Origin of the sequence: Actomonas aquatica (genome assembly GCF_019679435.2) — a bacterium.
Lineage (GTDB): Bacteria > Verrucomicrobiota > Verrucomicrobiia > Opitutales > Opitutaceae > Actomonas > Actomonas aquatica.
This window is the reverse complement of sequence record NZ_CP139781.1, coordinates 4,860,048-4,878,734: the sequence shown is the minus strand read 5'-3', so window position 1 is coordinate 4,878,734 and position 18,687 is coordinate 4,860,048. Positions and strand designations below refer to the sequence as shown.

The following is an 18,687-nucleotide window of genomic DNA, read 5'->3' as shown; positions in this document are numbered from 1 at the left end:
ACGCGTTGCGCGTGAGCGAGCGCCTCAGCCGAGGCCGAGCCAGGCACCGATCGGACCTTGGTAGAAACCGAGGAAGACCGAAGCGAGGGCGGCGGTGGCGAGCAGGATACGCGCGGTCGTGCCGACCGGCTGGCGCGGGGGCTCGGGAATCGGGTCATCCCCTTCAAACACCGGCGGACGCCATTGCGGGAAGAAGGCGGCCTTGATCCAACCGAAGTAGTAGTAGATCGAGAGCACCACACCGACGATGGCGACGGCGAGCAGCGGATAGAGTCCGGCTTCAAACGCGGCGAGGAAGACCATCAGCTTACCCATGAAGCCGGCCAGCGGCGGGATGCCAGCGAGCGAACCGAGTCCCACGCCGAGCACGGCGCCGAGGAAGGGATATTCCTTGGCGAGGTCGGCGTAGTGATCGAGGTCCTGATCGGCGTCGTCGTCGCCCGAGACGTGAGTCATCACGCCGAAGACGGCCAGCGAGGCCAGCAGGTAGGCAAAGAGGTAGAAGCAGATCGCACCGACGGCGAAGGGCACGTGCATGGCGGCGACCACGCCGATGAGCAGGTAACCGGCGTGCGAGACACCGGAGAGACCGATGAGGCGCTTCACGTTGTGCTGGGTGAGCGCGGCAATGTTGCCGAAGAGGATGGTCACAATCGCCATGACAGTGAGCACCTTGGTGACCAGCGCCGCGTAGGGGCTGAACACGCTCACGAGGGTGAGCAGGATGGCGAAGCCGGCGGCCTTGGAGGCGATGGCGAGGAAGGCGGTGACGGGAGTCGGGGCGCCTTGATACACATCGGGGATCCAGATCTGGAACGGCACCGCGCCGATCTTGAAGGCGACACCGGAGATCACGAGCACGATGCCGATGGAGGCCAGCACGTTGTCGGGGTTGGCCAACAGGAAGGCGCGCAGGCTTTCGAAGCCCATGGCGTCCGCCGTGTTTTGCGGCAGGCCCGGGTTACCGGCCACACCGTAAAGGAGCACGATACCGAAGAGCAGGATGGCCGAGCTGAGGGCGCCCATCACGAGATACTTCAAACCAGCTTCGAGAGAGAGCGGGTTGGTGCGGGTGTAGCTCACCAGCACGTAGAAACCGACCGTGATGGTTTCGAGCGCCACGAAGAGCATCACGAAGTGGTTGGACTGCGCCAGGAGCATCATCGCCGCGGTCACCACGAGGGTGATGGCGAAGAACTCGACCTTGGGCATCTTCTGGCGCTTGAGGGCCACGGTGCCGAGCACGCTCACGCCGGTGGCCGCGAGCAGGAAGAACATCCGCATGAACTGTCCCGTGCCGGTGTGCTTGAGCAGACCGTTGAAGGTCTCGCGACCAAGGAAGACCGTGTTGTAGTTGATGATCAGGCCGCCGATGATGGCGAGCAGGCCGACGATGGACAGGGTCGGGATGATGTCGTGCTTCTGCTTAGGCAGCACGATCTCAAAGATGAGGAGCAGCAGCGCGAGGCAGGCGACCATCAGCTCGGGCGCGATGGCGAGCCATTGGTTGGAAGCGGCGGCTTGTTGAAGTTCGGTGTAATTCATCGCAGCGGCGAATCAGGCGTGAAGCGGGAGGAAATCAGATCAGTTGCGGGCGACATCGGCGTCGGTGGGCGTGACCGCCGCGGCGGCGGCGTAGATCTCGGTGACGGAGTCGTTGATCGGGGCGGTGAAGGCCTTGGGCCAGAAACCGAAGACCAGCAGTCCGGCGAGGAGGAGCAACGCCGGCAGCTTTTCGGCCCAGTTGAGGTCGGTGGCCGGCTTTTCCGCCAGCACCTTGTCGAAGGCTTCGGTCTGCGGACCAAAGAAGACCTTGGCGGCAGCGCGCAGGCCGTAGATGGCAGAGATGATGATGCCAGTGACGGAGAGCACCGTTAGCGTCGGGAAGCTCTTCCAGGCAGCCACGAAGATCGTGAGCTCGCCCCAGAAGTTGGCAAAGCCCGGCAGGCCGATGCTGGCCAGCGTGGCGGCGACGAAGAAGGCGGAGAGCACCGGCGCGTGTTTCACCAGACCACCCATTTCATCGAGGTCGAAGGTCTGGGTGCGGTGGTAGATGCTGGTCGAGAGCAGGAAGAGCAGCGCGGCGGAGAAACCGTGCGCCACCATCATGAAGACCACACCACCGATACCGATGGTCGAGATGCAGGCGATGCCGAGGAAGGCATAACCCATGTGCATGACCGAACTGTAACCGACGAGCTGTTTGAGGTCCTTCTGCGCGATCGTGATGATACCAACGACGACGACGTTACCGACCACCGCGAGCACGGCGAGGATCGTGGCCCAGTGGCTGGCGCCCTGCGGGAGCAAAGGCAGCGCCACTTGGATGAGGCCGTAGAGACCAAACTTCTTGAGCACGCCAGCGTGCAGCATGGCGACCGAGCTCGGCGCCGCGCCGTAGCCGAGCGGAGCCCAGGTGTGCAGCGGCCAGAGCGAGACCAGCACGCCGAAGCCGAACATGAGCAGACCGAAGATGTTCTGCTGGGCGACGGTGGAGAGACCATGCTCGGCGATGGCCGCGCGCAGCGCGATCATGTCGAAGGTCTTCGCGCCGCTCTGGTAGTAGATGGCGATGAGACCGATCAGCGAAAGCATGGCGCCGACGGTCAGGTAAATCGTCATCTTCATGGCCGCGTAGTTGCGGTCCCGACCACCCCAGATGCCGACCATGATGAAGGTCGGGATGAGGGCGAGTTCGTGGAAGAAGTAGAAGAAGAACACGTCCACGCTGGCGAACACGCCCATCAGACCGCCCTGCATGATAAGGAGCAGCATGATGTAGGTGTTGAGCCGCTCGGCGGCGGACTGCAGCGCGTAGAGACCGGCCGCGAGACCGACCAAGCCAGCCATCACGAAGAGCGGCAGGGAGATGCCGTTGAGGCCCAGCGTGAGCTGAATGCCCATGTTGGACAGGCCAGTGTTGTAGCTGGTGAGGAAGGCATAACCGCCCTCGGTGGGCGCACCGGCAAAACGATACCAGGCGCAGAGACCGGCGAGGGCCGGCAGCGCAAAGGCCACGTAGGCGAGTTTCTTGCCCAGTCCTTCAGGCAGACCGAGCGCCATCGCCAGCGCGAGGGCCAGCGGCGACATAATCGCGAACAACAGGATATCGAAACTTTGCATCAGAAAAGCCCTCCCGCGAAGCCCCAGAGCGCGACCGCTCCGAGCAGGAACCAATAAATGTAGGCGTGCAGGTTACCGGTGTGCAGCGCACGGGCGCCGAGACCGAATAGACCCACCACTCCGGCCAGTCCGCGGATGATGAGACCGGCGAGGAAGATTTGTTCGAGGAAGTTCAGCAGCATCGCGAAGCGATCCTGGATCTTGCCGACGTAATAGTTGTAGGCGGTGTCGGGCGCTTCCTTGACCATGGTGAGGCCGGTGAAGAGACCGGGGGCCTTGGCGGCGAGACCGTCGGTCTCACTCGGCTTGTAGAGCGCGAAGGCCAGGCCTGCACCGATGGCGATGATGGCGAGCGACATGATGTAAACGCTCGCGCCCTCGGCGTGCGGGATCTGCGACCAGACGCCGTCGAAGCTGTGACCGTAGATGAAACCGAGGCCGCCGTGGGTGTAACCGCCGAAGAGGGACAGGACTGCCAGCACGATGAGCGGCACCGTCATGGTGAGCCCACTTTCATGCGCGTGGGACGCGGCCTCGCTGCGCGTCGTGCCCAGGAAGGTGATACGCCACATGCGCACCATGTAGAAGGTGGTGAGCACCGCGGTGAAGACGAGGATGGCGAAGACCGGCGTGCTCTTAACCTGCGCGAGATGCAGGATGGCGTCTTTGGAGAAGAAACCGGAGATGAAGGGCAAACCGGAGATGGCCAGCACGCCGATGGTGAAGGTGATGCCCGTGATCGGCATCTTCTTCAGCAGGCCACCCATCTTGAAGATGTTCTGCTCGTGGTGGCAGCCGTGGATGACGGAACCGGAACCGAGGAACATGAGCGCCTTGAAGAAGGCGTGGGTGGTGAGGTGGAACATCGCGGCGCCGACACCGGCGGAGATGAGCACCTCGTGGCCGTCATGCTCAGTGGCGAGCGAACCCAGGCCGAAGGCGGCGACCATGTAGCCGAGCTGGGACAGCGTGGAGTAGGCCAGCACCTTCTTGATGTCGCTCTGCACGATGGCGCAGAGGGCGGCGTAAAGGGCGGTGACCGTGCCGACCCACATGATGACCTGCAGGGCTTGCGCGACCATCAGCACCTCGATGCGGCACAGCATGTAGATACCGGCAGCAACCATGGTGGCGGCATGGATGAGGGCCGACACCGGGGTCGGACCTTCCATGGCGTCCGGCAGCCACACGTGCAGCGGCATCTGGGCCGACTTGCCGACCGCACCGCAGAAAAGCAGCAGCGGAATCGCAGCGATGAGCGGCTTGCCCCCGGCGATGGCGTCGGGCAGCTCGCTGAGGGTCACCGTGTCGAAGTGCCAGTAGCACATGAGGATGCCGAGGAGGAAACCGAAGTCACCCACGCGGTTGACGATGAAGGCCTTCTTCGAGGCATCGGCCGCGGACTGCTTGAGGCAGTAGTGGTTGATCAGCAGGTAGGAGCTGAAACCGACCAACTCCCAGAAGATGAACATCATGAAGAGATTGTCTGCGAAGACGATCCCGATCATGGAGAACATGAAGATCGACAGACCGCCGAAAAAGCGGGCCTTGGAGTCGTCGTCGTTCATGTAACCGAGCGAGAAGAGGTGCACGCAGAAGCCGACGACACCCACGATGCTGAGCATGAGAGCGGCGAGGTCATCGAACTTGATGCCGAGCGAGAGGGTGAAATCCCCGAGGGCGAACCACTCATGGGAGTCATCGAAGCGATGACCGCCGTAAGCGAGCATGAGCGCGGTGACCATCGTCACGGCGGCCGCGGCCGTCGAGAGGTAGGACGCGAGCGCCCCGGCGCGCCGCAAAAACAGCGCGATGACCGTCGCCGAAACGAGCGGCGTCAGCAGGGAAATGAGAGCGAGTTGGCTGGACTCCATGGCGATCAGTTCTTGAGCGCGTTGAGCTTCTCAACCTGCACGGTCTGACGACGGCGGAAGAGCGCGACAATGATGGCGAGACCGACCGCCACTTCGGCAGCGGCGACGGTAAGGATGAAGAAGACGAAGACGTTGCCGTCCATCGTGCCGTTGAAGCGCGAGAAGGCGACGAGCGCGATGGTGGAGGCGACGAGCATGAGCTCGAGGCACATGTAGATCACCAGGGTGTTCTTGCGGATGAGCACACCCACAAACCCGATGGCGAAAACAATGGCGGAGAGGACGAGATATTCGGTGAGTCCGATGGTCATTTCACGTCCTCCAGTCCTTCAAATTTCTTGGAGAGCACGATCACACCCAGCATGGCGATGAGGAGCAGGAAACCGACGACCTGCACGGGCAGGAGGTAGGTGGTGAAGAGTTGGTCGGCGTAGTTCTTGAGGGTGGCACCGTAAGCCGGGACCTGCTCGGCGCTGGTCTTGGGCAGGGCCATCGCACCGCGCACGAAGGTCATCACGCAGACCACCAACAGACCGGAGCCGATGACGGCGGCGACCGCGGTGGGCTTGGAGAACGGCGGGCGTTCACCACCCTGCATGTCGAGCAGCATGATGATGAAGAGGAACAGCGCCACGACCGCGCCGGCATAGACGAGGATCATGAGCGCCGCCAAGAGGAACGCGTCGAGCAGCACGAACATCGCGGATACGCCCACGAGGCCGAGTAGGAACCATAAAGCGGAGTTCACCGCGTTGTGGTTCAACACCACCATGATCGAGCTGAGCACGATCAGGACTGCGAAGATGTGGAACAGGATGTCTGCCATGGGCGGAAAAAGCTGAAACGCTGGAATCTGAAATTCTGAAACAGATTGCTGGAAATGAAGTGGAGGGGGTCGGAGCCGATAGCTTTTAGCTTTTTAGTTTTTCAGCTTTTCAGCGTTTTTAGTGGGCGTCGTTGCCGGCTTCCTCAGCCGCCTTTTTCTTGTCCCACTTGAAGTGTTGGTCGGGCAGCGTGCCGCCGAGTTCGTAGAGGCGCTGCTTGTTATTGACCATCTCGTCGCGGGAGTAGCCGGAAACGGAAAAGACGTTCTGCAGCCAGATCGCCTCCTCGGGGCAGACTTCCTGGCAGAGGCCGCAGTAGATGCAGCGCAGCATATCGATATCGAACTCCTCGGGAGCCTTCTCGACATGGGCGTTGGTGGATTCGGCCGCGATCTCACCCGGCTTGATGCGGATGGCTTTGGGCGGGCAAACGAATTCGCAGAGCTGGCAGGACACGCACTTCTCGCGGCCGTTAGGATCCATCACCAGCGTGGGCACACCACGGTAGCCAGGCAGGATCGCGGGACGCGCCTCGGGATACTCGAGGGTCTCCTTGGGCTTCACGAGGTGTTTGAACGTGGTCTTCATCCCGCCCAGAATCTGCGGGATGTAGGTGCGCTCAGCGAGGGTGAGCGGCTTGCGTTCGACGGTTTTGAAAGACATGGCAGAAAGGGCCGGTGGCTGCGGTTAGCTGCGTTCGATGATCGCGATGGCGATCGCGTAGAAGATGAGGTTGCCGATGGAGAGGGGCAGGAGTTTCTGCCAACCCATCTTCATGACTTGGTCGTAGCGGAAGCGCGGCAAGGTCCAGCGCACCCACATGAAGACGAAGATCGAGAAGATGAGCTTCGCCAGAAAGATGCCGATGGCGATGAGGCCGCTGACGACCGGGTTGAGGAAGATCGGCGCGAAGCCGCCGAGCCAGCCGAGCAGGTCGGCCAGCGAGACCCACGGCAGCGGATTCCAACCACCGCAGAAGAGAATCATGAAGACGCCGGAACCGATGAACATGTGAGCGTATTCGGCCACGAAAAAGAGGCCCCACTTAAGTTCACCGTATTCGGTGTGGAAACCGCCCACGAGGTCGGCCTCGGATTCCGGCATATCGAAGGGCTGGCGATTGGTCTCAGCAAAGAGCGCAACCATGAAGATGAAGGCGCTCAGGGGCATGAGGAAGATGTTCCACATGCCACCGAAGAAGCCCGGCTGCGTCTGCGCCTCGACCACCGCAAAGAGGCTGAGGGTGCCCTCACCTCCGGGGACGTTGACCCACAGGAAGACCGGCAGGATCGAGAGAGTCATCGACAGCTCGTAGGAGATGAGCTGCGCGGAGGCACGCACGCCACCGAGGAAGGGATACTTCGAGTTGGAGGCCCAACCGGCGAGAATGAGCGAATAGACGCCCAGGGAACTCACCGCGAAAACGGCCAGGATGCCGATATCGGTATTGGCGAGGATGATGGGCTTCATCATCGCGGTCGCCGCATCCCAATAGGCGCCGAAAGGCACAAACACCACGGTGCACAGCGCCGGCACGACGGCCACGAGGGGCGCGAGGTAATAGTAGAACTTGTTCACGTGCCCCGGAATGACGTCCTCCTTAAGGAACATCTTGCCGCCGTCGGCGGTGAAGTGGAACACGCCCAGGCGCTGCAGGAACCCGATGCCCGGGATCCAGGCCAGCCACGGCACGATGGCGCGACTGGGGCCGGGACGGCCCTGAATCCAGGCCGACACCTTGCGCTCAGCCATGGAGCAGGCGCCCGCCAGCGGGAACAGCACTGCAATCACCGCGACGCCTTGGAGGGCGAGGCGGAGCAGGAGGGGAAGACTGAAGTAGAACTCACTCATGGCTCAGGTTTCAGGCGCTGGCTTCGGCGGCCGCGGGTTTGAAATGAAGGGATTCGCCTTCCGGGAAGCTGAGGCCGGCCCAAGCGGAGCTGTCGAGCAGCAGGCCGGTGGCGGGCAGGTTGGCGTAGGTGACATTGGCCAGTTGGCTGACCTCGGCATTGAGGCTCTTCCAGACCGACTTCAGATCGCCGTCGGTGGCTTCACCGCCGAGCGCGGCGATGAGTTCATCGAGGACCACGAGGTCGTCGATGGCGCCGGCCGGACCGGGGATGGCCTTGGCAAACTTCTGCAGGCGGAACTGCTGATTGATGAAGGAGCCGTTCTTCTCGAAGACGGTGAGAGTCGGGATGACGACCTTGGCGGCGGCGGTGGTGTCGCTGCCGTGCGTGCCGATGAAAACGATGGCGACCTTGGCGAGTTGCTCGGCACTGAGGCCGGCGGCGCTCAGGTCCTCGCCCACGCTGATGATCGTCTTCACGCGACCGGCATCGATCTCGGCACCGAGGGCGCTGAGGTCCGACTCGGGCAGTTTATCGATGAGACCGGTGACGAGCGCACCGCGGGTGTTCGGGTTGCGGTCGGCGGAGATGAGCAGACCGTCGCCCTCCCCTACCCGACCGACGAGGAACGCTTCCCCATCAACGGCAGCGGCGAGCTTCTTGGTGAGGAACTGTTCCTCGACCGAGCTGCGACCGGAGCCAACCACGGCGACGTTGCCGCCCTTGGCGAGTTCGGCGGCGGCGGCGATGGCGCCCTCGAGGGTCGCGGTCGCGCCGTTGGCGGAGATGGCCGTGAGACGGTTGGCGGCCTGGACTTCCTTGTAGAGGACGCGACCGGAGTCGGCCATCCAGGTGTCGTTGACCTCGTCGTTGCGGCGCGGGGTGATGCGGTAGATCACGCCTTCACGGGACCAGACGACGGTATTGGCGCCGACGGAGGACTCCGTGTCGATGCTGTTGGTCTGCTTGAGGAACCAGACGCGCATCTTGAAACGGAAGTCCGTCGAAGTGAGCGCGCCGACCGGGCAGATATCGACGGTGTTGAGCGAGTAGTTGTTGGCCAACTCCTTGCCCGGGTAGCAGGTGAGCGTGGAGTAGGAACCGCGATCGACGAAGCCGAGCACGTCGTCCTTGGCGACTTCCTTGGAGAAACGGATGCAGCGGGAGCAGAGCACACAGCGCTCGTCATCGAGCATGACCCGGGGGCCGAGCTGGGTGCGCTTGGGTTTGACGTTCTTCTGCTCGATGAAGCGGGAGTAGCCGCGGCCGTAACCGGTGGCCTGTTCCTGCAGCTTGCACTCGCCGGCTTGGTCACAGATCGGGCAGTCGAGCGGGTGATTGATGAGCAGGAACTCCATCACGCCCTCGCGGCACTCCTTGATGAGCGGCGACTGGGTCTTGATGTGCATGCCGGGAGCGACGTTGGTCGCACAGCCGATCTGCGGACGCGGGATCCAGCCGATCTTCTGTTTGCCGGTCTCCGGGTCCATGATCGGCTCGCGGGTGGCGCGGTCGGCCATGGGCATGCCCATCTCGATGAGACACATACGGCAGTTGCCGGCGATGGACAGCTTCGGGTGATAGCAATAGTGCGGCACGTCGGTGCCGACCAGGCGAGCGGCCTCGATCACATTGGTGCCCTTGGGCACGGAGACCTCTTTGCCGTCGATGGTGACGGTCACGAGCTCGGGTTGGGCGGGCTGAATCATTGCGGAAAAACGGGATCGGCTCAGATGAGTTCGAGGGCGTCGGCGGACTTGTTCTTTTTGGCCTCAGGATAGGCTTTGAACTCGTCGCCGAATTTAAGGACGTAGCTTTGGGTCGGCCAGGAGCAGGCTTCACCAAAGGCGCAAATGGTGCGGCCGGCGATCTGGTCGGCGACGCTCTTGAGCAGTTCGCCGTCCTCGGGGCGGGCGTCGCCGTGGACCATGCGGGAGGAGATTTTCTTCATCCACAGGGAGCCTTCGCGGCAGGGCGTGCACTGGCCGCAGCTCTCATGGGAGTAGAACGCGTTGATGTTGGCGAGGGCCTCGACGATGTTGACGGAGTCATCCATCACGATGACGCCACCGGAACCACCCATGGTGCCGCAGGCGGCGAGGGTGTCGAAGTCCATCGGGATGTCTTCAACGCCGATCTCACGGGTCGAACCATCCTTGTTCTTGAGGGTGAACTTCTCGCCAAAGCGCAGGATCTTGGCCGAAGAACCACCGGGGATGACAGCCTTGAAGGTGCGGCCTTCGCGCGGACCACCGCAGACGTCGTAGAGCAGTTGCCCCAGGGTCACGTCACCGCAGGCGAACTCGTAATAACCGGGCTTCTTGACGTGGCCGGAGACGCAAAGGATGCGGGTGCCGGTGTTGTTGGGCGTGCCGATCTTGAGGTATTCGTCGGCGCCCATGTCCATGATGTGCTTCACGTGGCAGAGCGTCTCCACGTTGTTCACGATGGTCGGGCACTGGTAGAGGCCGAGCACGGCCGGGAAGTAAGGCGGCTTGATGCGCGGGTTGGCGCGTTTGCCTTCGAGGGACTCGATGAGGCCGGTCTCTTCGCCGCAGATGTAGGCACCGGCGCCGCGATGGACGAAGATGTCGCAGGAGTAGTCGGTCCCGAGGATGTTTTTGCCCACGAAACCAGCGTCGCGGGCTTCCTGGATGGCCTTCTCGAGGATGCGGGCGCCTTCCGGGAATTCACCGCGGATGTAAATGTAGGCCTGCTTCACGTCGTTGGCCCAGCAGGAGATCATCGTGCCTTCGATGAGCTGATGCGGGTCCTGGTGAATGATGTAACGGTCCTTGAAAGTGCCGGGCTCGGACTCGTCGGCGTTGACGATGAGGTAGATCGGCTTGCCGCTCTTGCGGTCGACGAAGGACCACTTGAGGCCGCAGGAGAAACCAGCGCCGCCGCGGCCGCGCAGGCCGGACTTTTTGACCTCCTCGCGGATGTCTTCGGGCTTCTTCGTGACGGCCTGCTTGAGCATCTCGTAACCGCCGTGCTTTTGGTAGCAGGCGATGTCGTTGGAGTAGCCCTCCTCGTCGATGTGTTTGAAAATGATGCGGGTCTGCTCGGGTGCGCTCATGGTGCTTATCCTCGTTTGGCGGCCTCGGCTTTGATCTGGTCGGCGATCTCCTTGGCCTTGGCCTCGTCGACGTTCTCGTGGAGCTCGTCGTCGACCATGACGACCGGAGCGGTGCCGCAGCTGGCGAGGCATTCGACGAACTCGATCGTCACCTCGCCATCGGGCGAAACCTCGCCGCGGTGGGTGTTGAACTCCTGCTCAAACTTGGAGCAGGTCTTGTAGCCGCCCATGAGCGCGCAGGACAGGGTGCGGCACACCCGAATGTGACGCCGGCCAATGGGCTTGCGGCGGAACATCGGGTAGAAGGTCACGACCTCGTAGACATTGATCGGCTGGAGCTCCAGCTTCGCGGCGATCCACTCGATGGCCTCGTCGGAAATGTAACCAACGTCCTCCTGGATGAGGTGCAGCAACGGCAGGGTGCCGCTGCGCTTCTCCGGGTAGTGCGTAATGACCTCGTCGATACGGGTCAGGGTTTCGGGCTTCAAATTCATCGAATCAGAAAAGTCGGACAGCGGTTTAGCGGTCGCATTCGCCCATGACGAAGTCGAGCGAACCGAGGATGGAGACGACGTCGGAAACGAGTTCGTCCTTACACAGCTTGGGCAGGATGGAAATGTTGCAGAAGGAAGGACCGCGGATCTTCAGGCGCCACGGCACCCCGCCGCCCTTGCTGACCACGAAGAAGCCCAGGGTGCCCTTCGGGTTTTCGGCCTCAAAGTAGACCTCGCCGGCCGGCATCTGCGGACCTTCGGTCACAATCATGAAGTTGTTGATGAGCTCCTCCATGGAGGTGAGCACCTTGTCCTTCTTCGGGGCGAAGATGCGCACGGCGTCCTTGGCGAAGTGGTCGCCGGCGGGGAAATTCGCAATGACTTGGCGGATGATGCGGATCGATTGGCGCATCTCTTCGCCGCGGCAGAGGTAGCGGTCGTAGCAATCGCCCTTGGAGCCGACCGGGACATCGAAGTCGTATTGCTCGTAACCCCAGTAGGGTCGGTCCTTGCGCAGGTCGCACTTCACGCCGGAGCCGCGCAGGTTGGGACCAGACAGACCGTAGCCGATCGCGTCTTCCTTGCTGATGACGCCGACATCGACTGTGCGATCCAGGAAGATCTTGTTGCGAGTGAGCAGCTGCAGAATCTCCTCCAGCATCGGGAGAAACCCGTCACAGAAGTCGGAAACCTTCTCGAGCCAGCCCTCCGGCAAATCACGCGAGACTCCGCCGATCCGGCTGTAGCTGGTGGTGAAACGAGCCCCCGTGAGTTCCTCAAAGAGGGTGTAGAGCTTCTCGCGCTCGCCGAAGGTGTAGAGCAACACCGTCCATGCGCCCACATCGAGACCGTAAGCTCCCAAGCCCATGAGGTGGGACGAGACGCGCGCCATTTCGGTGGTGAGAACGCGGATGGCCTTCACGCGATCCGGCACTTCGACGCCGGCGAGTTGCTCGACGGTGTGCGCGTAGGCGTGGTTGTTGGCCAGCGGGGCCAGGTAGTCCAAGCGGTCCGTGTAGGGCACGAACTGATTGTAGGTCATGTTCTCGGCGATCTTTTCGTCGCCGCGATGCAGGTAACCGAGGACCGGATCGCAGTGGGTCACGGTCTCACCATCGAGTTCGAGCTGGAGACGCAGCACGCCGTGGGTCGACGGGTGCGACGGTCCCATGGCGAGGGACATCTTCTCGGTTTCAAACTCGGGGCTGGCAGCAGCGGCGGCGGTTTTGGCGCCGGCGTCGGGAACGGTAAATTCGGAGGCCATCGATAAAAGTGGTTGGGCGGGTTAGTCCGCGTGCGGCTTGGGCTTCTTTTCGTTCCAGCTCTCGTCCTTGGCGCGAGGCTCGGCTTCGGTCAGGTTCATCTCGCCCTTGCTGGAGGCGACGAAGGGACCGCCTGCCATCGGGGCGGCGATCGCCTTGGCTTGGGTTTCCGCGGCGACTTCCAAGTCGGGCAGCTCGGTTTCGATGCCGGCCAAGGGGAATTCCTTGCGCAGCGGGTGGTGCGGGTAGCCCTCCCACATGAGGATGCGGCGCAGGTCCGGGTGACCGTCAAATTTGATGCCCATCAGGTCCCAGCACTCGCGCTCGTGCCAGTTGGCGGCGGGCCAGAGATCGACGACAGACGGGGCGACCGGGTTCTCGTCGTCCGCATTGTCGGCGGCGACGCGGATGTAGAGGTGCCCAGTGGTCGAATACAGGTGCCACACCGTGGTGAACCGCGGCGAAGCGCCCTCCGCCCAGTCGATGCCGGTCACATCGTTCATGAAGTCAAAGCCCTGCTCGTCCCGGAGCCACTGGAGCACGGTCTTCGCCTCACTCATCGGCACGTTGAAGGCCGGATGGTCAACCGAAGGACGCGAGGTCGCGGAGGGAAATTTGGCCTGAAGGGCGGAAGTGACGTCGGCAGCGGCGGGCGCAGTCATATGGAAGGTCTGGAATGGGATCGGAAGGGCGGCGGAGCCCGACTTAGGCGAAGTTTTTCTTGAACGAGGGCGTCTTGCGAACCTTGTCCTGCAGCTTGACGAGGGCATCCAACAGCGCCTCGGGCCGCGGCGGACATCCGCTCACATACACGTCCACCGGCACGATGCGATCGACTCCCTGCAGCGTGGCGTAGCTGCGATACATGCCACCCGACGAGGCGCAGGCGCCCATGGCGATCACCCACTTCGGCTCAGCCATCTGGTCGTAGATGCGGCGCAAGTGCGGCGCCATTTTGTAGGTCACCGTGCCCGCAACGATCATGCAGTCGGACTGCCGGGGCGAAAAGCGCATGACCTCCGCTCCGAAGCGAGCAATGTCGAACTTCGGTCCGCCGACGGCCATCAGTTCGATGGCGCAACAGGCGAGGCCCATCGGCATCGGCCACATCGAGTTCGTGCGAATCCAGTTAACGACAGCATCGAGGCGGGAGACGACGATGTCTCCTTCGATTTTGCTGTCATATGCGACGTCAGTGTTAGGCGTTACCATGGTTCGAATTTTGCAGGTCCAGAGCAAAAAATGGGCCTCAGCATCGGTATCCCCCCCAAACCGCGCAAGACGCTTTTGGAGAAAGTCGGACCGGCCTGTTTTCCCGTTAGTCTACTATTTGCATAACCCTTGCTCCTATCCCGCAAGCTGCTTGCTAATCATTCTGAGCTTGGGATTGCGACCACCCGTCACCCCTCTATGAGTGCAGGAGCCCGCGTTTTCTCGGTTCGGAGAGGACGCCAAACCGTCCCCGCCATGTCCTCCCGCCCCGGCACAGTCACCGTCTCTCCCCTGCCCATCCTGCTCGGCCTCGCCACCTTGGTGCTCTGGACCGCCTGCAGCAAACCGCCGCCGCGCCGCCAGAACACGCCATCGACCACGACGAACACCCTCAACGCCCCGGTCGACGCCATTGGGACCTTCACCGGCCGCGAACTCGGCACCCTGCGCGAGCTCCCGCCCTGGATCGGCAACCTCAATGTCATCGATCTCGACCAGGATGGGCTCGACGACGTCGTCTTCTGCGAATCGCAGGACAACGAGGTGATTTGGATCCGCCAGACCGCCCCCGGCGTTTTCGCCCCCGAGCAGGTTCTCGCCACCGATATGAGCGGCCCCGTGCACGTGGAGGCGGCCGACATGAACGGCGACGGCCACACCGACCTGCTCATCTCGAGCATGGGCGTGGTTTTCCCCAACAACGACCGCATCGGCACCGCCTTCATCCTCGTCAACGACGGCCAACAGCAATTCACGCCCCACATCGTCCTCGCCAACACCGACCGCATCGTCGACATGCGCGCCGCCGACCTCAACGGCGACGGTCTGCTTGACCTCGTGCTCGGACAGTTCGGCTACGACCAAGGCGTCGTCAGCTGGCTGGAGCGCAAAGGCCCCGAGCTCATCCCCGAAAATTTCGAGCGCCACGTCCTCCTCCCCCTCTCCGGCGCCATCAACGTCGTCGTCGACGACTTCAACGGCGACCGCACCCCCGACATCGCCGCGCTCATTTCGCAGCAATGGGAGGAGGTCTACCTCTTCCCCAACGACGGTAAGGGCAACTTCAAGGTCCAGCGCATCTGGGGCTCCACCAACGAGGACTACGGCAGCAGCGGCATGAGCTCGGCCGACCTCAACGGCGACGGCCGCCCCGATCTTATCTATACCAATGGCGACGGCTTCGGCCCCGCCGCCACCCCCGGCCCCCGCCCGTGGCACGGCCTGCAATGGTTTGAAAACGTCGGCGGCGGCAACTTCCGCTACCACCGCGTGGCCAACTTTCCCGGCGCCTATTCCCCGGTCGCGGTCGACCTCGATCAGGACGGCGCGCTCGATATCGTCGCCTCCTCGGCCTACTCCGACTGGAACGACCAGAACCGCAACGTGATCTCGCTCATGTGGTTCCGCAACGACGGCAAACAACACTTTAAACCGCACATCCTCACCCGCGCGCCCAAAGACCTCATCACCACCTCCGTGGGCCACTTCAGCGCCGACGGCCGTCCCGGCATCGTCACCGGCGGTTTCTACATCTATCCGCCTTTCGATAATCTCAGCCGCATCATGCTCTGGACTCACGCCCAACCCGCCGACTCGACCCAGCCATGAAACCCCGCGCCCTCATCGCTCTAATCCTCGGTGTGCTCCTCCTCGGCGGCGTCGCCGCCGGTGCCTTCTGGCTCAAGAACGCCGGAGCGCAACAAGCCGCCGTCGCGCCATGGATTCCGCCCATCCCCGACACCGCCGGTTTCCCGCCCGCGCTCAACGACGCCTTCGCCGCCGCCGAAGCCAAGGCCTACTCCCGCGGTGACTCCCTCAAGGGCCTCAAAGAGCTCAGCGCCCTCCTCCACGCCAACGGCTTTTTCGATTCCGCCATCCTCACCTACCAAGGCCTCGCCGAAATCGAACCCAATGAAGCCCGCTGGCCGCACCTGCACGCCTCCATCCTCGCCGGCTTCGGCATGTCCGAGGACGCCCTGGCCCTGTGGGACCGCGTGACCGAGCTCGCGCCCGACTACCTCCCGGCCCGCCTGCGCATCGGCGACATCGCCCTCAAGTCCAACGATCTGCCCCGTGCGATCGCCGCCTACGAGGCCGCCGACCGCATCGATGACGGCAACGCCTACGCCCTGCTCGGCCTCGCCCGCATCGACATCGAAAAAGGCAACGAGGCCGCCGCCCTCGACAAACTCGAGACCATCGTGCGCCGCACCAACTACACCCTCGGCTACGACCTCATCGTCACCCTCTACGAAAACGCCGGCGAGACCGCCAAAGCCGACGCCATCCGCGGCCAGGCCGAGGCTTCCGGCGCCTTCCGCGATCCGCCCGACCCGTGGCTCGATGGCCTGCTCGCCTTCTGCTACGACCCGTTCCGCGTCGCCCTCGAAGCCGGCACCAAAGCCCGTATCGGCGAAACGGATACCGCCATCGAGCTGCTGCATCGGGCTCTCGAACTCGACCCTTTGGACGTCTCCACCCACTTCCAGCTCGGCAACCTCTACAAGCAGCAGCGCCAGTTCCAGGACGCCATGGCCGAGTTCCGCCGCTGCACCCTGCTCGACCCGTCCTTCGCCGACGGTTGGGCCCAGCTCAGCGGCACGCTCGCCCAGATCGGCAACGTCGCCGAAGCCGACCGCGTGCTCAACGCCGGCCTCGACGCCGTGCCCGACTCGCCTGGCCTGCACCTCATGCGCGCCCGCCGCCATCGCGCCGCCAACAACAACGGCGCCGCCATCAACGATTATCGCGCCTCCATTCGCCTGCGCCCCAACGAGCCCGAGCCCTACATCGAACTCGCCATCGTGCTCCTCAACGTCGGCCGCAATGCGGAGGCCGTGCGCCAGTTTGAAACCGCGCTCGTCTACGATCCGGCCAATCCCACCGCGCTCACCGCCCTCGCCTTTCAAGCCATCGAAACCGGCAACCGCGAACGCGCCGACGAATGGCTGCAAAAGGTCGACGCCCAACCGCGCATCGACCGCAACCAAACCGGCAAACTCCGCGAGGCCTACCGCAAACAATTCGGCGTCCTACCGAACATCTGAGGCCAGCAAGCTGCTGCACCACTGTTGCCGGGGTCGTTGACCCCAGGTGACGCCGTAGAGAGGCAAAGACCGGGCTCACCGAGCCCGGCTACCGCTTAAGTGCAGTCACTTTTAGCGCAGGTCTTCCACCCACACCACGCGCGTGCGCACCGGCTTGCCGTCCCGCCGCGCCGGTTCGAATCGATAATCGCCAAGCACCTCCTCGACGTTGGCGCGGAAGGGGTAAGGACCAGCGTTGAGCACCACCGCGTGAGAGACGGTGCCATCCGTTTCGATGATCCCCGTCCAGTAAGCGAAGTGCGCGTTGCTCTCGATCGAAGACACCGAGGGGAACGCCGCCGTGGTGCCTTCTTCCCCCAGCACCTGCGCGCCGCCGACCGACAGCGGGCTCGTCAGCACCACCCGGCCTTGGTAGCGCGACTCGGCCCCCGCTTCCATTTCCCGCACCAAACGAAACGCCGGCCGCTGTCGCAAGAGCGGCTTGGTATCGACCTGCCACTCCGCCATCACCGGGGCTGACCCTGCGGCCAACGACGCATCCGCCGCAACCGCGCCGCGCAAGACCGCGACGAGACGCGCGTCCTGACGTTGCTCCGCGACCTGCAGCGCGCTGAGACCGTCCCGATCCTTCCGCGTCGCATCCGCGCCCTGTTGCATCAACCAAGCGGCGACTTCGACGTGCCCGCCCAATGTCGCCTCCATCAACGCCGTGCGCCCCGCCGGATCACGCGCCTTCACCTTGGCCCCTCGCTCCACGAGCAGTTGCACCATCGCCAAATCTCCAGCCCTCGCCGCCAGATTCAACAACGGCACACTGTGCGGTTGCCGTCGGGCATTCACACCGCGATCGAGCATCAGCGCCATGAGCTCCACATCGCCTGACTGCGCCACCCACCAGAGCGGCTCGCCATCCATCCAGCGCACCCGAAAATTGCTGTAGTCTGCCAACAGTTCCCGACTCAGCTCGCGCTTCCCCACGTAGGCCGCGCCTCCCAGCATTTCGTCGCGAAACACCTTGCTGTTTTGGCGCCGATAGATCGCCGCCGCCGCCTCGATGTGACCACGCTCCACGGCCGACTCCACCAGATGCTTTCCGGCCAGGTTTGCCTGGGTCTTCACGCCCTGCTCCAGCAACCACTCCACCGCCTGCACGCGATTCTTTTCGGTCGCCCACCACAGCGGACTCGTCCGGTTTCGGTCTTCGCGATTGAGATCCGCTCCAGCGGCAGCCAACGCCGCCAACGCCTTCACGTGACCGGCTTCGGCCGCGATATGCGCCAAGGTCACGCCGCGGAAGACCGACGACGACACATTGGGGTCCGCTAGCCCCTCGATGTCCGTCGCCAGACCGTCATCGATCCCGGCCACAATTTTGAAAGCCACTCGATTCGCCCGGGCGTTGTCACCAAACCACGGACGCGGCGCGATGAACTCGCCATCCTTTGAGACCAAAATCGCGGGGCTGCCAACCAACTCCTGCCCTCCCGGCAAAGAACGCACCGCCATCGCCGCAAAGGCACCAGAGGCATGAAACTTCCCCACCACCGGCACGTCCTGCGCCCATTCGATTTCGCCATCCCGCAACCACACAAAATGCACCTGCGCCCCCTCCAAATCGGCCTCATTCCACGGTCGCTCGCGCCCGAGCGAGAGGTTGACCATCGCCAGATCCGACTCGCTATCGAGCGTATCGCGGAAGCGCCGATGCGTGACGGAATAGGACGGCGAGACTTGAAAATATTCGGCGTGATCCAGCAGCCGATCCTGCAGGGCCCACACGCCTCCCCGGTGCGTGGTGACCTCCACCGGAGCGATCACAAACGTGGGACTCTCGTCGGCTGCAGCAAGCACACCAACGAAACAGACGGCCAGTAGCGGGAGCACTGTTTTCATAACGGAATCTGGGGTTTTGCGCCAAGCGC

General features: G+C 63.2%; 16 protein-coding genes. 2 read left to right on the top strand and 14 right to left on the bottom strand.

The genetic code is table 11. From position 1 onward, the window contains the following. Positions 1–24: 24 nt before the first annotated feature. The 13 genes from K1X11_RS18670 to nuoB all read right to left on the bottom strand — a co-directional run bounded on the left by K1X11_RS18670 (position 25) and on the right by nuoB (position 13,718). On the bottom strand, positions 25–1,545 hold the full coding sequence (locus K1X11_RS18670; protein ID WP_221030675.1) for an NADH-quinone oxidoreductase subunit N: 1,521 nt from the start codon (positions 1,543–1,545) through the stop codon (positions 25–27). A gap of 39 nt (positions 1,546–1,584) precedes the next feature. Beyond that, on the bottom strand, positions 1,585–3,123 hold the full coding sequence (locus tag K1X11_RS18665) for a complex I subunit 4 family protein (RefSeq protein WP_221030674.1): 1,539 nt from the start codon (positions 3,121–3,123) through the stop codon (positions 1,585–1,587). Then, positions 3,123–4,997 carry an NADH-quinone oxidoreductase subunit L gene (gene nuoL, locus K1X11_RS18660; protein ID WP_221030673.1) on the bottom strand — a complete coding sequence of 625 codons (1,875 nt, stop codon included), beginning with the start codon at positions 4,995–4,997 and terminating at the stop codon, positions 3,123–3,125. The genes K1X11_RS18665 and nuoL overlap by 1 nt, the downstream gene beginning before the upstream one ends. 5 nt (positions 4,998–5,002) lie before the next feature. Next, entirely contained in the window at positions 5,003–5,308 is a 306-nt protein-coding gene (gene nuoK / locus K1X11_RS18655) for an NADH-quinone oxidoreductase subunit NuoK (protein WP_221030672.1), read from the bottom strand. Further along, complete coding sequence (locus tag K1X11_RS18650) at positions 5,305–5,823, bottom strand: NADH-quinone oxidoreductase subunit J family protein (protein ID WP_221030671.1); 519 nt, start codon at positions 5,821–5,823, stop codon at positions 5,305–5,307. Before K1X11_RS18650 ends, nuoK begins: the two co-directional genes overlap by 4 nt. Positions 5,824–5,941: 118 nt before the next feature. After that, positions 5,942–6,484: a NuoI/complex I 23 kDa subunit family protein gene (locus tag K1X11_RS18645; protein ID WP_221030670.1), complete on the bottom strand. Its 543-nt coding sequence runs from the start codon at positions 6,482–6,484 to the stop codon at positions 5,942–5,944. 24 nt (positions 6,485–6,508) lie between these two features. Further along, entirely contained in the window at positions 6,509–7,672 is a 1,164-nt protein-coding gene (locus K1X11_RS18640; protein ID WP_221030669.1) for a complex I subunit 1/NuoH family protein, read from the bottom strand. Between the two features lie 10 nt (positions 7,673–7,682). Then, complete coding sequence (locus K1X11_RS18635) at positions 7,683–9,380, bottom strand: NADH-quinone oxidoreductase subunit G (RefSeq protein ID WP_221030668.1); 1,698 nt, start codon at positions 9,378–9,380, stop codon at positions 7,683–7,685. A 20-nt stretch (positions 9,381–9,400) separates the two neighbouring features. After that, positions 9,401–10,750 (bottom strand): NADH-quinone oxidoreductase subunit NuoF, encoded by a 1,350-nt coding sequence (gene nuoF, locus K1X11_RS18630; RefSeq protein ID WP_221030667.1) that lies wholly within the window; start codon positions 10,748–10,750, stop codon positions 9,401–9,403. 5 nt (positions 10,751–10,755) lie between these two features. Further along, positions 10,756–11,244 carry an NADH-quinone oxidoreductase subunit NuoE family protein gene (locus K1X11_RS18625; protein ID WP_221030666.1) on the bottom strand — a complete coding sequence of 163 codons (489 nt, stop codon included), beginning with the start codon at positions 11,242–11,244 and terminating at the stop codon, positions 10,756–10,758. A gap of 25 nt (positions 11,245–11,269) precedes the next feature. Then, complete coding sequence (gene nuoD, locus K1X11_RS18620; protein WP_221030665.1) at positions 11,270–12,508, bottom strand: NADH dehydrogenase (quinone) subunit D; 1,239 nt, start codon at positions 12,506–12,508, stop codon at positions 11,270–11,272. Positions 12,509–12,529: 21 nt separating this feature from the next. Then, a complete protein-coding gene (locus K1X11_RS18615; protein WP_221030664.1) occupies positions 12,530–13,168 on the bottom strand; it encodes an NADH-quinone oxidoreductase subunit C in 639 nt (212 codons plus the stop codon). A 43-nt stretch (positions 13,169–13,211) separates the two neighbouring features. Then, positions 13,212–13,718 carry an NADH-quinone oxidoreductase subunit NuoB gene (gene nuoB, locus K1X11_RS18610; RefSeq protein ID WP_221030663.1) on the bottom strand — a complete coding sequence of 169 codons (507 nt, stop codon included), beginning with the start codon at positions 13,716–13,718 and terminating at the stop codon, positions 13,212–13,214. 255 nt (positions 13,719–13,973) lie between these two features. Between nuoB and K1X11_RS18605 the strand changes: the two genes are divergently transcribed. Together K1X11_RS18605 and K1X11_RS18600 are read left to right on the top strand one after the other, a co-directional pair. Continuing rightward, on the top strand, positions 13,974–15,326 hold the full coding sequence (locus tag K1X11_RS18605; protein ID WP_221030662.1) for an FG-GAP repeat domain-containing protein: 1,353 nt from the start codon (positions 13,974–13,976) through the stop codon (positions 15,324–15,326). Beyond that, positions 15,323–16,765: a tetratricopeptide repeat protein gene (locus K1X11_RS18600; protein WP_221030661.1), complete on the top strand. Its 1,443-nt coding sequence runs from the start codon at positions 15,323–15,325 to the stop codon at positions 16,763–16,765. Before K1X11_RS18605 ends, K1X11_RS18600 begins: the two co-directional genes overlap by 4 nt. A gap of 111 nt (positions 16,766–16,876) precedes the next feature. Here the strand turns inward: K1X11_RS18600 and K1X11_RS18595 are convergent, their stop codons facing one another. Continuing rightward, on the bottom strand, positions 16,877–18,658 hold the full coding sequence (locus tag K1X11_RS18595; protein ID WP_221030660.1) for an ankyrin repeat domain-containing protein: 1,782 nt from the start codon (positions 18,656–18,658) through the stop codon (positions 16,877–16,879). Positions 18,659–18,687 lie beyond the last annotated feature (29 nt).

Coding starts and splice junctions, on each gene's coding strand:
- K1X11_RS18670 (WP_221030675.1), bottom strand. CDS start 1,545: ATGAATTACACCGAACTTCAACAAGCCGCCGCTTCCAACCAATGGCTC.
- K1X11_RS18665 (WP_221030674.1), bottom strand. CDS start 3,123: ATGCAAAGTTTCGATATCCTGTTGTTCGCGATTATGTCGCCGCTGGCC.
- nuoL (WP_221030673.1), bottom strand. CDS start 4,997: ATGGAGTCCAGCCAACTCGCTCTCATTTCCCTGCTGACGCCGCTCGTT.
- nuoK (WP_221030672.1), bottom strand. CDS start 5,308: ATGACCATCGGACTCACCGAATATCTCGTCCTCTCCGCCATTGTTTTC.
- K1X11_RS18650 (WP_221030671.1), bottom strand. CDS start 5,823: ATGGCAGACATCCTGTTCCACATCTTCGCAGTCCTGATCGTGCTCAGC.
- K1X11_RS18645 (WP_221030670.1), bottom strand. CDS start 6,484: ATGTCTTTCAAAACCGTCGAACGCAAGCCGCTCACCCTCGCTGAGCGC.
- K1X11_RS18640 (WP_221030669.1), bottom strand. CDS start 7,672: ATGAGTGAGTTCTACTTCAGTCTTCCCCTCCTGCTCCGCCTCGCCCTC.
- K1X11_RS18635 (WP_221030668.1), bottom strand. CDS start 9,380: ATGATTCAGCCCGCCCAACCCGAGCTCGTGACCGTCACCATCGACGGC.
- nuoF (WP_221030667.1), bottom strand. CDS start 10,750: ATGAGCGCACCCGAGCAGACCCGCATCATTTTCAAACACATCGACGAG.
- K1X11_RS18625 (WP_221030666.1), bottom strand. CDS start 11,244: ATGAATTTGAAGCCCGAAACCCTGACCCGTATCGACGAGGTCATTACG.
- nuoD (WP_221030665.1), bottom strand. CDS start 12,508: ATGGCCTCCGAATTTACCGTTCCCGACGCCGGCGCCAAAACCGCCGCC.
- K1X11_RS18615 (WP_221030664.1), bottom strand. CDS start 13,168: ATGACTGCGCCCGCCGCTGCCGACGTCACTTCCGCCCTTCAGGCCAAA.
- nuoB (WP_221030663.1), bottom strand. CDS start 13,718: ATGGTAACGCCTAACACTGACGTCGCATATGACAGCAAAATCGAAGGA.
- K1X11_RS18605 (WP_221030662.1), top strand. CDS start 13,974: ATGTCCTCCCGCCCCGGCACAGTCACCGTCTCTCCCCTGCCCATCCTG.
- K1X11_RS18600 (WP_221030661.1), top strand. CDS start 15,323: ATGAAACCCCGCGCCCTCATCGCTCTAATCCTCGGTGTGCTCCTCCTC.
- K1X11_RS18595 (WP_221030660.1), bottom strand. CDS start 18,658: ATGAAAACAGTGCTCCCGCTACTGGCCGTCTGTTTCGTTGGTGTGCTT.